The organism is Moellerella wisconsensis, assembly GCF_022592395.1.
Taxonomy (GTDB): Bacteria; Pseudomonadota; Gammaproteobacteria; order Enterobacterales; family Enterobacteriaceae; genus Moellerella; species Moellerella wisconsensis.
Window position 1 is genome coordinate 1,729,659 of record NZ_CP093242.1, and the last position, 15,688, is coordinate 1,745,346.

At 39.6% G+C, this 15,688-nt stretch carries 12 protein-coding genes and 1 pseudogene; 10 read left to right on the top strand and 3 right to left on the bottom strand.

Features of this window, described 5'->3' with window-relative positions; all coding sequences use genetic code 11:
• Window positions 1–112 precede the first annotated feature (112 nt).
• Complete coding sequence (locus MNY66_RS07740; RefSeq protein ID WP_047256505.1) at window positions 113–958, bottom strand: MurR/RpiR family transcriptional regulator; 846 nt, start codon at window positions 956–958, stop codon at window positions 113–115.
• A gap of 557 nt (window positions 959–1,515) precedes the next feature.
• On the opposite strand from MNY66_RS07740, the gene zwf reads away from it, so the two are divergent.
• The 4 genes from zwf to mdtI all read left to right on the top strand — a co-directional run bounded on the left by zwf (window position 1,516) and on the right by mdtI (window position 4,416).
• Window positions 1,516–2,991: a glucose-6-phosphate dehydrogenase gene (gene zwf, locus MNY66_RS07745; RefSeq protein ID WP_047256506.1), complete on the top strand. Its 1,476-nt coding sequence runs from the start codon at window positions 1,516–1,518 to the stop codon at window positions 2,989–2,991.
• Between the two features lie 378 nt (window positions 2,992–3,369).
• Window positions 3,370–3,570 carry a hypothetical protein gene (locus MNY66_RS07750; protein WP_047256507.1) on the top strand — a complete coding sequence of 67 codons (201 nt, stop codon included), beginning with the start codon at window positions 3,370–3,372 and terminating at the stop codon, window positions 3,568–3,570.
• A gap of 94 nt (window positions 3,571–3,664) precedes the next feature.
• Window positions 3,665–4,081, top strand: a complete 417-nt coding sequence (mdtJ, locus tag MNY66_RS07755; RefSeq protein WP_053908440.1) for a multidrug/spermidine efflux SMR transporter subunit MdtJ — start codon at window positions 3,665–3,667, stop codon at window positions 4,079–4,081.
• A 2-nt stretch (window positions 4,082–4,083) separates the two neighbouring features.
• Window positions 4,084–4,416 carry a multidrug/spermidine efflux SMR transporter subunit MdtI gene (gene mdtI / locus MNY66_RS07760; protein WP_047256509.1) on the top strand — a complete coding sequence of 111 codons (333 nt, stop codon included), beginning with the start codon at window positions 4,084–4,086 and terminating at the stop codon, window positions 4,414–4,416.
• 71 nt (window positions 4,417–4,487) lie between these two features.
• Here mdtI and MNY66_RS07765 read toward each other — a convergent pair whose 3' ends face one another.
• Window positions 4,488–4,832, bottom strand: a complete 345-nt coding sequence (locus tag MNY66_RS07765) for a RidA family protein (protein ID WP_047256510.1) — start codon at window positions 4,830–4,832, stop codon at window positions 4,488–4,490.
• Between the two features lie 402 nt (window positions 4,833–5,234).
• On the opposite strand from MNY66_RS07765, the gene MNY66_RS07770 reads away from it, so the two are divergent.
• The 3 genes from MNY66_RS07770 (at window position 5,235) to MNY66_RS07780 (ending at window position 9,055) form a co-directional block, all read left to right on the top strand.
• Window positions 5,235–7,157 carry a DNA repair helicase YoaA gene (locus MNY66_RS07770; RefSeq protein ID WP_241501827.1) on the top strand — a complete coding sequence of 641 codons (1,923 nt, stop codon included), beginning with the start codon at window positions 5,235–5,237 and terminating at the stop codon, window positions 7,155–7,157.
• A gap of 93 nt (window positions 7,158–7,250) precedes the next feature.
• Window positions 7,251–7,979, top strand: coding sequence for a tRNA (adenosine(37)-N6)-threonylcarbamoyltransferase complex dimerization subunit type 1 TsaB (gene tsaB / locus MNY66_RS07775; protein WP_241501828.1), 729 nt, complete (start codon window positions 7,251–7,253; stop codon window positions 7,977–7,979).
• Between the two features lie 446 nt (window positions 7,980–8,425).
• On the top strand, window positions 8,426–9,055 hold the full coding sequence (locus tag MNY66_RS07780; RefSeq protein WP_414738788.1) for a Slp family lipoprotein: 630 nt from the start codon (window positions 8,426–8,428) through the stop codon (window positions 9,053–9,055).
• Between the two features lie 84 nt (window positions 9,056–9,139).
• Here MNY66_RS07780 and MNY66_RS18055 read toward each other — a convergent pair.
• Window positions 9,140–9,394, bottom strand: a pseudogene (locus MNY66_RS18055) (hypothetical protein); the annotation flags it as partial.
• 850 nt (window positions 9,395–10,244) lie between these two features.
• Between MNY66_RS18055 and fadD the strand changes: the two are divergent.
• The 3 genes from fadD (at window position 10,245) to MNY66_RS07795 (ending at window position 15,559) form a co-directional block, all read left to right on the top strand.
• Window positions 10,245–11,939: a long-chain-fatty-acid--CoA ligase FadD gene (fadD, locus tag MNY66_RS07785; RefSeq protein WP_047256513.1), complete on the top strand. Its 1,695-nt coding sequence runs from the start codon at window positions 10,245–10,247 to the stop codon at window positions 11,937–11,939.
• Between the two features lie 300 nt (window positions 11,940–12,239).
• Complete coding sequence (rnd, locus tag MNY66_RS07790) at window positions 12,240–13,361, top strand: ribonuclease D (RefSeq protein ID WP_241501829.1); 1,122 nt, start codon at window positions 12,240–12,242, stop codon at window positions 13,359–13,361.
• 1,070 nt (window positions 13,362–14,431) lie between these two features.
• Window positions 14,432–15,559, top strand: a complete 1,128-nt coding sequence (locus MNY66_RS07795) for a two-partner secretion domain-containing protein (protein ID WP_241501830.1) — start codon at window positions 14,432–14,434, stop codon at window positions 15,557–15,559.
• Window positions 15,560–15,688 lie beyond the last annotated feature (129 nt).

Sequence of the window (15,688 nt, forward strand, 5' to 3'; positions counted from 1 at the left end):
ATAGAAACAGCAACGCAAAATTCGACATTTTCTCTCTCACTATGCTAACAGTTCTAATAAACTATTAAAGCCGCAATAGCCAAGAACAGCAAATAAATGGCGAAAAATCTCTTTAGGCTTTATCAAACCGCGAATCGCGTAAGGCGTCTTTGACCCGCTTCAAGTTATCTCTAAATTTTTCGCCTCGTCGTAAGATAAAACCGGTCGCCAGTACATCAATAACGGTTAACTGTGCTAAACGCGAGATCATCGGCATATAAATATCTGTATCTTCTGGCACATCAATAAGTAAGGAAACAGTGGCTTCTTGAGATAACGGTGAACCAGCAGAAGTAATAGCAATAACTACCGCATCGTTTTCGCGCGCGACACGAGCCATATCTACCAGTGCTTTTGTGCGTCCAGTATGAGAAATAAGTACTAATACATCACCTTCATCGCTATTAATACAGCTCATGCGCTGCATGACAATATCATCAAAGCAGACTACTGGGATATTAAAGCGGAAGAATTTATTCATCGCGTCGTGAGCAACGGCGGCTGAGGCACCAAAGCCAAAAAAAGAGACTTTTCTGGCTTGAGTCAATAAATCCACGGCACGATTAATCGCTTCACTATCAATGGACTGCCTCACGTTATCTAATCCTGCCATGGCAGACTCAAATATTTTATGCGTATATGCACGCGTCGAATCGTTTTGTTCTACATGGCGATTCACATAAGGTGTACCATTGGCAATATTTTGTGCTAAACGCACTTTAAAATCGGGGAAGCCTTTGGTGTCCATTTTACGGCAAAAGCGATTAACTGTAGGCTCACTTACTGCGGCCATTCTTGCTAGAGTAGCGATACTTAAATGAATGACTTGCTGAGGCGCATGCAGAATAACTTGCGCTACTTTTTTTTCTGACTTGCTTAACGTTTCCATATTCTGTTGCATTTGTTCCAATATATTCATAACAGCAAGTCACCTATATAATATTACTCATTGGGTATAACCAAACATGGTTCGATGTTTTCGGGGATTAAGCCAGACATTCCACGAGAATTTTTTAGTCCTATTTTCTCATTCGTTGCTTTATATCGAGATGTATGGCGTTAAAATGCTAAGTCAGTCAACTATATACTAGCTTAGTCATGGCTTAGTTTATTCTGTGATGGATTATAGCTATTCCATTAACAGGAGAAATCTATCTCAATATAAGTGAAAATATACTACGTGTTTGCTGTAACTAATGCGCTAGAATAGCGTGTTAATCGGTTTTTTTTACCAAAATATGACCGGTGTCAAAGTTTCAAAACAGTAATATAATATCAACACTGTAATTTACTTACAGGTGACTGTCTTCATTTCGTCGGTGACTACTAGGCAATCTCGGCCGATTTTTTAATCGAAGAACAATTAAAGCACTTTGCGGATGTTTACTGGTGATACGCAAGATAGTACATTATTGAGATAACTGGCTAATTCTGTAACAAAATTACAATAAATTCCGCAAATTGAGGAGAACCAATATGGCGGTGAATCAAACTGCACAAGCCTGTAATTTAATTATTTTTGGCACCAAGGGAGACCTCGCTCGTCGTAAATTACTTCCGTCACTCTACCAGCTGGAAAAAGCGGGTTATATCCATGCTGAAACTCGTATTATCGGGGTGGGACGCGCAGAGTGGGATAAAGACGAGTACGTGAAATTTGTTAAGCATGCGCTGGATGAATTTGTTAAAGAAGAATTGGATGAAACGCTGTGGGAAACCTTACGCGCGCGCTTAGATTTTTGTAATTTAGATGTTCAAGAGACTGAAAATTTTGTCCGTTTAGCTGAAATGTTACAACAAGATACGCATCCTACCATCCATTATTTTGCGATGCCGCCAAGTACTTTTGGTTCGATGTGCCAAGGGTTAGGTTTTGCTGGCTTAAATGCACAGCCTAACCGTGTTGTGATGGAAAAACCGCTAGGGACAGATCTAGCCTCATCACAAGAAATTAATAATGAAGTGGCTAAATATTTCGACGAAAGTCAGGTTTATCGAATCGACCATTATTTAGGCAAAGAAACAGTACTTAATTTATTGGCGCTGCGTTTTTCTAACTCTTTGTTTATTAATAACTGGGATCACCGTGCTATCGATCATGTACAAATAACGGTGGCTGAAGAGGTTGGTATTGAAGGGCGCTGGGGTTATTTTGATAAAGCTGGTCAAATGCGCGATATGATCCAAAATCACTTGCTGCAAATATTGACCATGATTGCTATGTCCCCGCCAGCGGATTTAACTACCGATCGCATTCGTGATGAAAAAGTCAAAGTGTTACGTTCACTACGTCGAATCGACCATACGAATGTGCGTGACAAAACTGTACGCGGTCAATACACCGCAGGATTTGTGCAAGGTAAAAAAGTACCTGGCTATTTAGAAGAAGAAGGGGCCAATAAAGTCAGTAAAACTGAAACATTTGTCTCATTACGTGTGGATATCGATGATTGGCGTTGGGCTGGGGTACCTTTCTATTTAAGAACCGGCAAACGTTTACCGGCTAAATGTTCCGAAGTCGTGGTGTATTTTAAGAAACCAGCTCTGAATATTTTCGCTGAAAGTTATCAAGATCTTCCACAAAATAAACTGACTATCCGTTTGCAGCCAGATGAAGGGATTGATATTGAAATCTTAAATAAAGCCCCTGGATTAGATCATAAACATCGTTTGCAAACGACCAAGTTGGATTTAAGTTTTTCTGAAACCTTTAATCAAACCCATTTAGCGGATGCGTACGAGCGTTTGTTGCTTGAAGCCATGCGTGGCATTCAAGCGTTATTTGTCCGTCGTGACGAAGTGGAAGAAGCGTGGAAATGGGTTGATTCAATCATGGACGCATGGGCGATGGACAATGAACCACCAAAACCATATCAATCAGGTACTTGGGGTCCAATAGCCTCGGTAGCGATGATCACTCGTGATGGGCGTTCATGGAATGAATTTGAATAACTGCTAGTCAATAGATAATCATGCGGATTATTCAGCAGTAAGTATTTATGGCGTCTATTTGGGCGCCATTTTTTTAGATTTATTTTATATTTTAGAGAAAATCGGCAGTTTAATTGATATTTAATTTCATATTGACCAATAATTCTTCACCGCTCCTGTGCCAGATAAATCACTATTTATTGGGCATAATGTAAGTATTATCAACTAATTACTTCTATTTTAGAATGGCAGGATAGAAACAGTAGAATCGCATCGCTATTCAAACACTGTCATTAATTATTCAGCGTAAAAAAGATGATAATATTCATTGATTTAATAAAAATCCTATGCTAAAAATATCCTACAAACAACTACTGATGAGGATTCGGAGTAAATTAGATGGATTGGCCATCTGATGAAATGAATGAGATATCATGCTTAGCGCTAACAGCGTCAAGATCCAACGCAGAACCACACATCGCCTTTTCTTATCCGCCATTTTATCCAGTGAATACTATTGGTGCGGCGCATTATAGCTTCTTTTCTCAATATAATCATTGGCTTAATCATTCTTTGATAACAGCCACATTACCTTTTTAGATTATTACGCTGCTGGCATTGGGTTACCCAAATAGGTGTTATTTGCGGATGTTTTTCCCGTTCCTAATGCAGCGGCCTTGAGTAGAGAAATATGATGATATATTGGATATTTTTAGGTTTAGCCATCGTTACCGAAGTTATCGGTACCTTATCAATGAAGTATGCCAGTGTGAGTGGCGATATATCCGGCATGTATGTTATGTATGTGATGATCGCATCGTCTTACATTTTATTGGCAGTTGCTGTAAAAAAAGTTGCTCTCGGCGTCGCTTATGCCCTGTGGGAAGGTATTGGGATTTTAATTATCACTTCATTTAGCGTGATGTGGTTTGGCGAATCGTTATCCCCGATGAAAATTGGTGGTTTAACATTATTAATTGCCGGAATTGGTTTGATTAAATCCGGAACTAAAAAAGCCACAGTAAAACAATCAACAGCGACTGTTAAGCGTATGGCTTCTAAAGCGGCCAATACCGCAACTGCCGTGAGTCACCGTACGAAGGAGGCTTAATCATGTTATCTCAATTTGAGTGGTGGCATGGGGCGTTCTTAATTCTGGCGGTTATATTAGAAATTTTGGCCAACATCTTATTAAAGATGTCGAATGGATTTAAACGTATTTGGTTGGGGGTATTGTCTTTATTGGCAGTGCTCGGGGCGTTTAGTTCATTGGCACAAGCGGTTAAAGGCATTGAGTTGTCAGTCGCTTATGCATTATGGGGGGCTTTCGGCATTATTGCCACTATTGCCGCCGGCTGGATTTTATTCAACCAGCGTCTTAACTACAAAGGTTGGGGCGGGGTTTGCCTACTGTTAATCGGGATGGTTCTGATTAAAATGGCTTAATAAAAGCCAGTAAAAAGAGTGATAGCCACGGATAGGCTGCCACTCTTTTTGTAATAAATTAATGTTGTCGGCTAACGAGCCGCGATAATCTTGATTTCTACTTTATATTTTGGGTCCATTAGTCCGGCTTGAACCGTACAGCGCACCGGTGCACTTCCTGCCACTACCCAAGCATCCCATGCTTGATTCATGCCAGAAAAATCTGCTTTATCTGCTAGAAATATAGTCGCGTCAAGAATTTTACTTTTATCTGACCCGACACGTAGCAGCAACACATCTATCGCTGCAAGAGCATCTGAAGTTTGTACAACAATATCGCCATCTAGCGTTTCTGGCACACTGGTATAATAAATTACATCATTATGAATAACTGCATCTGACCAGCGTGTATCTGCATCAATACGTTCAATCGTCATTTTAGGTTCCTTGCTATCTTGCTATTGCTATAGAGGTAATAGATACGTTTCTTTCAGAATAGCAGTTGAGATCAAGATTGAATATTAATTATTAATATGAACTATCTCATACCGATTAATTCAAAAATAATTTTATTGAAACAACATTTTTTGCGTGAATACAGCCAGCAGCTGTTAGTCATGATAAAGTGGCCCTCATTCTTTTTGATCGGATTGATTTTGCTATAGCTTAGATTATTGCCAGCATTTTATCGTTTCATACTAATGGTTACTGGGCGCTTATCATTGACCTGTGTTTGAATAGGCTAGGGCGTTAGAGTTATGTCCCCAGAGTGGTATTTTTCCAAACCCGCATGATCGCTATCGCTATTTTCATCTTTAATATAATTATAGGTTTTTGCCGTGAGTGACGATTTTTCAACATCAGGTACTCTTGCCAAGGCGATCCCCGGGTTCCAACCCCGAGACGCACAGATAAAAATGTCTCAAGCTATTGATCGTGTAATTGAGCACCAGCAACAATTGGTCGTAGAGGCAGGTACGGGAACCGGTAAAACCTACGCGTATTTAGTGCCGGCATTGCGGTCAGGCAAAAAAGTGATTATTTCTACCGGTTCTAAAGCGTTACAAGACCAGCTGTATCATCGTGATTTGCCAACTATTATTGATGCTATTAACTATGATGGCAATATTGCGTTATTAAAAGGACGGTCAAATTATTTATGCTTAGAACGACTCGATCAGCAGGCGTTAGGAGGCGGTAGTCTTGAGCCTGAAATTTTATCTAGCGTGGTACGTATTCGTAGCTGGTCGATAGAGACGGAAAGTGGTGATGTTAGTAGTTGCCATGGAATTTCTGAAGATCATGCGGTCTGGCCTTTAGTGACCAGCACTAATGACAACTGTCTCGGCAGTGATTGTCCACGATATAAAGAATGCTTTGTGTTAAAAGCTCGACGTAAAGCGTTGGACGCCGATATTGTTGTAGTTAATCACCATTTGTTTATGGCTGACCGAGTAGTAAAAGATACCGGTTTTGGCGAATTGATCCCAGATGCCGATGTGATGATTTTTGACGAGGCGCATCAAATTCCTGATATCGCCAGTCAATATTTTGGTCAACAGCTCACCAGTCGACAATTGCTCGATTTAGCCCGCGATATGATTTTAGCTTACCGAACTGAAGTAAAAGATCAGCTACAATTGCAAAAAAGTGCCGAGCGATTGTCTCACAGTACGTTAGATTTCCGCATGATTATGGGAGAAAATAGTTATCGCGGTAATTTACGCGAGCTCTTGGCACAACCGGCTATCCAACGTGCGCTTAATTTACTGGATGACGCATTAGAGCTGTGTTATGAAGTGATCAAAAGTTCACTAGGCCGTTCACAAATGCTGGATGCCATCTTTGAACGAGTGACGCTGTACCGCAATCGCCTAAATCGGCTAAAAGACGCTTCTATTCCTGGCTACAGCTATTGGTATGAAAGCTATGGACGGCATTTTTTATTAGCGTTAACGCCATTAACCGTGGCTGAAAAATTTAATCAAATGATGTTAGAACGAAAAGGGAGCTGGATTTTCACCTCTGCGACATTATCTGTGGATGACAAACTGGATTATTTTACCGATCGCTTGGGGCTAAAAGGGGCGGAGACTTTATTATTATTGAGTCCTTTTGATTATCAAACTCAAACGTTGCTGTGTGTACCGCGTTTTTTGCCAGAGACTAATATCAAAGGCAGTGCCGTTAAATTAGCGCAAATGTTAACGCCACTCATTCAGCAAAATAAAGGCCGGTGTTTTTTCTTATGTACCTCACATCAAATGATGCGTGATTTAGCGATCGAGTTTAAAGCGTCATTAACCTTACCGATATTGGTACAAGGCGAGACCAGTAAAAATAAATTACTTGCTCAGTTTATGGCTAGTGGTAATGCGGTATTAGTCGCTACGAGCAGTTTTTGGGAAGGGGTAGATGTACGCGGTGATAGTTTAACCTGTGTGATTATTGATAAATTACCCTTTACAGCACCGGATGATCCTTTGTTACGAGCCAGAATTGAAGATTGCCAATTAAAAGGTGGTGACCCGTTTCAAGATGTGCAGTTACCTGACGCAGTTATTACCTTAAAACAAGGAGTTGGGCGTCTTATTCGAGATGTAAGTGACTATGGCGTGATTGTGATCTGTGATAATCGCTTAGTGACACGGCCGTATGGCGAGGTATTTCTTAATAGTTTACCGCCATCACCGCGGACACGCAGTTTATCGCGGGCGATTAATTTTTTGCAGCAGCGACAAAAAATGGCTGAGATACAATGATTTGATTGATACTGGTTACAAATATTGCCATCGGATAGCCGAGTTATGGTAATATATTGGCATTAATTATTCTTCAATTGCCGGAGTTCAGGCATGTCAACTCGTATTCTTGCTGTAGATACAGCAACAGAAGCCTGTTCCGTTGCTCTAATGTGTGATGGACAGATTGTATCTCGTTTTGCTGTTTCACCGCGTGAACACACGCAAAAAATATTACCGATGGTCGATGACGTTCTCGCTGAGGCAGGGGTCACCTTGCAGCAATTGGATGCATTAGCATTTGGTCGTGGCCCGGGGAGCTTTACTGGAGTACGCATTGGGGTCGGAATAGCTCAAGGATTGGCATTTGGCGCTGATTTACCGATGATAGGTGTATCATCACTCCAGACAATGGCTCAAGGTGCTTATCGTGTACATGGCTATCGTAATGTGCTGGTGGCGATTGATGCCAGAATGTCTGAGGTTTATTGTGCGCATTATCAATTAGATAATCTTGGGCAATGGATTGGTGAAAATAGTGAAGCAGTTTTAACTCCGGCAGCATTTAAACAATCATTTCAATTATTACCAGAGCCGTCATTGTCCGAATCTATATCGTCCGAGCCATGGGCTACCGCGGGTACGGGGTGGGCAGCTTATCCTGAATTAATGGCAGACAATGTGCTTAGTTTAGTTAGCAGTGAGATTGTATTGCCTGCGGCTGAAGATATGCTTCCTCTCGCTTTAACTTTATGGAATAACGGACAAACTAGCGTGGTTGAGGATGCCCAGCCTAGTTACTTACGTAATGAAGTGACTTGGAAAAAATTACCGGGGCGTTAATCGCGACAGAGTTATAATTAAATTATAGCTATGATTTCCAAATTATAACTATGATAACCATAACTACAGTAACCATGGTTGTGGTTATAATTACTAGGTTTATCATAACCCTATTTATCTTCAATGGGGTTATCAGTTTACAGGCTATTTTTGTAAATAAATCAGCTTTAAGCTATAGCGATGTAAACATCTTGCGACAAAAATTATTCCTAATTTGATTTTATCAACTAAGATTAATCTATATAACATGGATTAATCTTAATGTGTATTTCATGGCTTAGCGGTTGATTTATTATATAAATGCTACCATTCTATCAGTAATAGTAATCTATCATGCTACGCATGAATACTGGGGAATATATCCTATTTTATGGTTGTATTTGCTTACAAACTAACCCTTAATTTTTTGACTTTTGTTTCTATAATGCAGGAAATGGAGGTAGTTTATGAAAATGACGCAAATAAAGTTAAGCTGCCGGAGTGCGATGCATGTTGCATTATTGGTGGGGGCGTTGGCATTAAGTGGATGTGTTACTATTCCCGCATCTATTAAAGGAACGTCGCCTAACCCGGCTGAAAATTTGGTATCAGTACGTAATGCCCCTGAAATGTATATTGGTCAGGAAGGGCGTTTTGGTGGCAAAGTGATTTCAGTATTTAATGAGCCTGAAAAAACCCGTTTAGAAATAGCCGTGATGCCGTTAAATAAATATGATGCTGCTCCGGAGTTAAATACTGTCTCGGAAGGACGTCTATATGCTTATGTAAATAGTTTCCTTGAACCAACAGATTTCACAGGAAAATATGTCACTGTGGTTGGAACAATTACCGGTGAAAAAGCGGGTAAAATCGGTGAGATCCCATATAACTATATTACACTTGCGGTAACAGGGCTTCAGCGGTGGAATGTCATGCAACGTGTGATGTTTCCTCCTGTCGGGCCGTTAGGTTACGGTTATTATGATTATCCGCCATATTATTCCCATTTTTATGATCCACAGCAGCCGTGGAATTGGGAACCTGGTTATGGTTATCCTGTTGGTTCTGCCGCTGTCGAAACTTATTTAGCTCAATAACTTTTATCCCAGTAATATTATTTTTATCAGGTGCGCTGTAAAACCTCGCCCTAATGAACTGCCCCCATAAAGTTAGACTGTTCATTAAGCGGCTTTCAAGAACTGAGCTCTATATTCTATAGGGCTCAGTCTTTTCAATTTAACCTTGATTCTTTCATTGTCTGCTCTAACTCATCAATCGATTTAAAGTCTGTTCCGTGAAAACACCCAGTTTAAGTATGCCAAAAACCTATCCATTGACGCATTATCTAAACAGTTTCTTTTTCGTGACATGCTTTGTTTTATCACACCATTAAACTGTGTGACATCTGTTACCCATTTTTGATTAGGTTTCTTCGCTGCAATTCAGTTATCAATCTTACTAATGCTGCTGTTTGATTTTTTCCTGTTCTTTCTTTTGTTGAATCAAGGATCTGTGATTTTTTTAATAAGCAACCTCTGACGTAAATAGGCGACTTTATCAAAACGTTCATTTTATTGTGTTCTTTATATTGGCGCAGCAAATTGCTAAGTATTGACCTACCACTGATATCAAGCTGTCTGCGAACTTCATGTATAGATGCCCATTTAGGATCATTTGAACCGCACAAAATTTGAATTCAGGCGAATAAACTTGTTTTGATGTTTTAACTTTTAGGCTCAATCTTCATCATTTAGGTAAGCCTGAATAATTTCAAGTTTAAACTCTAGAGTCTGTTTTGACATGGAAAATCTCCCTTCAAAGTAGACTAAAAGAGTCCAACTTTTGGGGGGAGTTCAAAGGGTAGGGAGGATGTCAAAAATACCTTGTTTTAGTTACTGAATTAACTAACCAGTTAATATATAAAGTTATTTGAAATAATCTGGGGGCAGCCATATGACTGTCAAATAGTTGGTTTTATAAGCCGATGTAGTTGATTGATAAGCTATTTTAACGTTATTTTTTTCCTCAATTGATTAATTCGGTGTATAATTATGATATTAATGATTAGTTTTATCACGGTTAATACATAATCAATTGAAAAATAACAAAAAATATAGAGCGGCTGCGGCCGCTTTGTTTTTTGGATTAACTGAATAAAATTTATTTAGTGATGCGGTTCTCAACCTGAGCACAGTGTATTTCCCAAACTGGTACGCTGAGTTAATAATTTGTTAAATTGGACTAGGTTGGTGACAGGCCGCATACAGTAAATTCAGGAGAATTACTTTGGAAAAACTTTGGTTAAAAAGTTATCCCTCAGACGTACCCGCGGAAATAAATCCCAATCGCTATGCGTCGTTAGCTGAAATGTTAGAAAATGCAGTAGCGAACTATGCTGATCAACCTGCATTTATTAATATGGGTGAGGTGATGACTTATCGCAAATTAGAAGAGCGTAGTCGCGCATTCGCCGCTTATTTGCAAAATGGCTTAGGGCTAAAAAAAGGTGATCGTGTGGCCTTAATGATGCCTAATCTTCTGCAGTATCCGATAGCATTATTTGGGGTTTTGCGTGCCGGAATGGTGGCAGTGAATGTCAATCCACTGTATACCCCCAGAGAGCTTGAGCATCAATTAAATGATAGCGGTGCGACGGCGATTGTTATTGTATCTAATTTTGCACATACGCTAGAGAAAATTGTATTTAATACCAAAGTTAAGCACGTTATTTTAACTCGCATGGGCGACCAATTATCACGTCCAAAAGCTACCGTGGTCGATTTTGTGGTGAAATACATCAAAAGATTGGTGCCTAAATACCACTTGCCAGATGCTATCTCATTTCGCCGAGCGATGCATTATGGCTATCGAATGCAGTATGTTAAACCGAATATTATCGGTGATGATCTGGCCTTTTTACAATATACCGGCGGAACTACCGGGGTAGCGAAAGGTGCCATGTTAACTCATCGCAATATGTTAGCTAATCTAGAGCAAGCTCGTGCGGCTTATGGCCCTGCATTGCAGCAAGGCCATGAATTAGTGGTCACAGCGCTGCCACTGTATCATGTCTTTGCGCTGATGGTAAATTGCCTGCTGTTTATTAACGTCGGCGGGGTAAATTTACTAATTACTAATCCTCGTGATGTGGCTGGAACGGTTAAAGAATTAGCCCGCTATCCGATAACTGCCATTACAGGGGTAAATACCTTATTCAACGCATGGCTGCATAACGAGGATTTTAAACGTTTAGATTTCTCGCATTTACGTTTAAGTGTTGGCGGCGGCATGCCGGTGCAAAAAGCAGTAGCTGAGAAGTGGCAACAATTGACCGGGATCCACTTGTTAGAAGGCTATGGATTAACTGAATGTTCCCCGTTGGTGACCGGTAATCCCTATAATTTGACCGCCTACAGTGGTAGTATTGGGGTTCCTGTGCCCTCTACAGAGGTCAAATTTGTTGACGATAATGGTGATGAAGTTGCTCTCGGTGAGCCAGGTGAAATGTGGGTTAAAGGCCCGCAAGTGATGGTAGGATATTGGCAGCGCCCTGATTCAACCATCGAAGTAATGCATGATGGTTGGCTGGCAACTGGTGATATCGCGTATATAGATAAAGAAGGCTATATTCGCATTGTTGATCGCAAAAAAGATATGATTTTAGTTTCCGGATTTAATGTTTATCCGAATGAAATTGAAGATGTAGTCTCCGCTCATCCATTGGTGGTTGAATGTGCTGCGATTGGAGTAGAAAGTAACAGCACTGGTGAAGCAGTGAAAGTTTTTGTGGTAAGTAAAGATCCAGCATTAACTGCGGAAGAACTAAAAACCTATTGCCGTCGTTATCTTACCGCCTATAAAGTGCCAAAAATTTTCGAATTCCGAGCTGAATTACCTAAATCTAATGTGGGTAAAATTTTACGTAAAGAATTGCGTAAAGAAGAAAAAGCGCAAGGGAACACCGAGCAAGTTGCAGTATAATCAGCGTGATAACACTGGTTTGATAACATTATAGATTAATAGCCTACGGTTGGCTGAATATATTCAACGCCGGTTTATGCCGGCGTTTTCGTGCCTAATTTTAATGAGATTTTTCATTAGCTAGCATTAAGGCAAGAATATGTATAACAGAGATAGCGCTTAAAATAATTGTCAGTTAAAGTGGCTAGAAAGATTGAGATAAGTGCGGTAATAGCCCGCGAACATTATTAAAAGTAATAAAAAGCTTTATTAAAAGCTAAAAGCAGCGATAAGCCAATGACCATAGAAGAGAACCCCGTTTTGAATGATCAGTTAATCACCACACACGCCGCATTGGTAGATGTTTGCCAGCAAGCCAAAAACGCAAAATGGCTGGTTTTGGATACCGAGTTTATTCGCACCAGAACGTATTATCCTCAGCTTGGATTATTGCAGCTCTATGATGGAGAGCGCGTTTCTCTGATTGACCCGTTGTTAATCGACGATCTCAGCCCATTTAAACAATTACTACAAGATACTAATATCGTTAAGTTTTTACATGCGGGTAGTGAAGATTTAGAAGTCTTTTTGCATGATTTTGGCTGTGTCCCAGATCCACTGATTGATACGCAGGTTTTAGCCGCATTTATTGGTCATCCTATTTCATGCGGATTTGCCGCCTTAGTTGCCGAATATCTGGATGTTGTTTTAGATAAAAGTGAATCAAGAACCGATTGGTTAGCGCGGCCATTGAGCGAAAAACAGTGTGAATATGCGGCTGCTGATGTGTTGTATTTATTACCTTTAGCTGAAAAATTGATGGTACAAGTGACCGAGGCTGGTTATTTAGAATCAGCCAAGGATGAATGCCGCCGTATCGTGCAACGCCGGCAGGAAATCACTTCACCAGAGAATGCTTATCGCGATATATCTAACGCATGGCAGCTGAAAGGGCAAAATTTAGCGTGTTTAAAAATACTGGCAGGTTGGCGTTTACAGCAAGCGAGAGAGCGTAATTTAGCGATTAATTTTGTGGTTAGAGAAGAAAATCTATGGAAAGTAGCGCGCTATTTACCAAGTTCGTTAGCAGAGTTAGACGCATTAGGTTTGAGTGGACAAGAGATCCGTTGCCACGGTAAACGGATGTTAGCTATGGTCGAGCAAGCTCAACAATTGGATGAGGCAGAATATCCCGATTCGGTGGCTAATCTTATTGAGCAACCGGGTTACAAACAGGCATTTAAAGAAATAAAAGCGCGAGTTAAAGAGATCAGCGAAGCTGAAAAATTCAATGCTGAGTTATTAGCATCGAGAAGACAAATTAACCAATTACTTAGTGTGCATTGGGGATTAAAATCTATCGCCGGTAAGCCAGAGTTACTTGATGGCTGGCGCGGTCAGTTATTAACAGAATCACTTACGGAATTGTTAAGCCACTATTAAACTATTACAAAATGCATTACTAAATCCATTATGGGCTGATACTCATGATGCGTGATAATTATCTGTGATGATAGAAAAGGGGGACACTGCGCCAATTGGCCGTATTGTGCCTCTTTTTGTTTGACTAACACCGCCGGTTGATCCTCAATGAGGCATCATAAAACTTGGCTATGGATACAGTAAGCCATCCACCAGCCCAAATAGCCGCTTGAAGCGTGCCGCGAAATGTCTGCAAGAAATAGAGCAATAAGTCGATGATTTGACGGTCGAGGTTTTTTCTCCAGACATTGACTGTGCTTATCAAAAAAACAGGTAACTCACTGTATTATAGTTTGTTTTATCTTATCGGGTAGCTGTTTGGAAAAGAATATCTGCCGAATAAAATTCAGCAAAAGAGAGTGCTATATAAAAATGTTTAGCATTACTTTGGGGGGTTAGCGCTTGATAAAAGTATTCAGCGCCCAGGCTAGGGTACGCTACTGGTAACCCATGCTATGAAGGTGGTTTATCAAAGGCAGGTACTCCTAGAATGTTTGTGGAAGCCCTCAATGATCAGGCCAGACAATTTTATTTCCGGTTGGGATTTATACCACTAAAGGGAGATAACTATAATAGTTTGTTTTATCTGCCCACTGCAATTAAACAATTATTTACAGTGAATAATTATTTATGGGGTGAACAATGAATAAGAATGAATACTTTAATTTATCGGGCGTTAATTTTGAGGGTTTAATTTCTATATTTCCTTTTTCATAAACTCGTATTTTTATGAGTGATTATTAATAGCGTTAGTTATTGATATCTATTGTCCTATATTTACAATCTCAGCATAATAATATTTCTATTAATTTAGTCATTGATTATTAATCATGTGCTGTATTTACTCTGATTTTTTAAACAATATAAGTAATCGCTATCCTTCGATTATTTTTTCTGACTTATACTGCATTATATCGTTAGTGGAATAAATAAATTTTCGGCTTATCCACACGGCACTATTCACACAGTAATATCCACACGATAAAGCGGATTTTTTGGAATAACAGTAGTGTTAATTAAGAGGGACGATAATGAAAACAAAAGTAGGATTATTAGTGTTGATGGCAGTATATTCGGGGGCACTCGCTGCTAATGAGCCAACGGAGCAAGGAACTGATGAGATTATAACTGCCTTAAATGAAAAGGGGTTTAATTATTTAGTTGATGCTGATACAGCTATTATTTTGGCCAATGATGCACGTAATCAAACGGCTAATGTAGTTACATTAAATCAATATGAACAGGCTAATAAAATTAATTTAACTTCCGGGGGAGATAATACTCCGGTAATTAATATGAATCAATCAGATCAATACGGCCGTTCGCATACCTATTTTTCTCAATTAGATGTCGGGAAAGATAAAGCGGTATATTTTAATAATATGAATAGAGATAGCGCCACTTCATTAATTATTGCAGAGATAAATGGAAGAAATCAAACCCAACTTAAAGGTAAGATTGAAATATTAGGTAAACCGGCTGGATTAATTATTGCTAATGCGCAAGGCATTGATTGTGATTCATGCAGTTTTAGTCAGGTTAACGATCTTCATTTACATGCGGGAAAAGTGGAAGCACAGCAACGAGGGAAAGTACGTTTAATTAGAACGATAGATGGTACGGTCTCTTTAGCTGGTGATATTGATACTCGAGCAATCAAATCCGCCAAGGTATATGCAGATAAAATTTTTATTGCACCATTAACGAAAATAAAAGCCGATCAGATTGATTTTATGGTCGATCATGGTGATATTTTCCATGGGCCTTCAGCGCGTCCGCAATTTGTTACTGATTCCGGTTTCTCTAGACCAACCTTTAGAGTCAACACGCCGGTAGAGCGATTCTCTACAGGTGCCGGTTTATATATTGGAGAGCAAGCAGAAATCAGCGGTAATAGGATTATCGCTAGGTTGGTGAATGCCAAATTTGATAATAAAGCGAACTGGACAGCGAATGATGAGGTTACGCTAAGTATCATGGTTCCATATAATAGGCATAATAATGAGAATAGAGGGGCGATAAAATCGTATGGTACGATGTCGGTTAGCAAGAACCGAATAACTAATCGTGACGGCGGGTATTTTGCAATGGTTAATGCCGAGAGAAACACCATGCATTATTATCCATTATCACAATATTTTTCTCGCTCAGTCCGCTAATTTGATAATTCACTGATTATAAAATATTTAGCGTTAGTTTTTGAATCATATTTCATTTTCTAATTCTCTAAATTATACATTTTGTTCTATAAATATTGGCTCGGCGCTAATAGTATATTTATTAATTAG